Source organism: Clostridium sp. LS (assembly GCF_002760435.1).
Lineage (GTDB): Bacteria > Bacillota > Clostridia > Clostridiales > Clostridiaceae > Clostridium.
Map to the genome: position 1 here is coordinate 1 of NZ_AUUU01000166.1, position 629 is coordinate 629.

At 33.5% G+C, this 629-nt stretch carries 1 protein-coding gene; it reads right to left on the reverse strand.

What is annotated here, in order from left to right:
* Positions 1-629: NADH-quinone oxidoreductase subunit N (locus tag COL3_RS25190; RefSeq protein ID WP_143327567.1), on the reverse strand; the 629-nt coding region annotated here is incomplete at both ends.

Genomic DNA, 629 nt, shown 5'->3' on the forward strand with positions numbered 1-629 from the left:
ATTGATTCAAGTTTCGTAGGACTTTCTCCAAAATACATAACCTTAACAACTTTAAGGTAGTAGTATACTGATATAACGCTCATACCAAGACTTAAAAATGCCAACCATAATTGCCCCTTTTCTATTATAGATAAGAACAAATAAAACTTACCTATGAATCCTGCTAAAGGTGGAATTCCTGCTAATGAAAGCAAGGATATTAGCATAACAGCTGCTAAAAATGGTGATCTTTTAGATAAATAAGCATAATCTTTAATTTCATCGCTGCCTGTTGCCTTTGATACCGCAATTACAACTCCAAAGGCTCCCATGTTTGCAAACAGATAAAACAAACTATAAAGTAAAACTGATGCTACACCAAGATTTGAATTTGCAATAATCCCGAGTAAAAAATAACCTGCTTGGGAAATGCTTGAGTAAGCAAGCAATCTTTTAATATTAGTTTGAGGAATGGCAACTAAATTTCCAAGCACTAAAGTTATAACAGCTAAAACAATAATTAGTTCGATCCAGTAGCCAGACACAGATGACATACCAGTCATAAATAATCTTAGTAAAACCGCTAAACCTGCTGTTTTAGATGCTACTGCTAAAAATACTGTAATTGAAGTAGGTGCTCCTTCATAAAT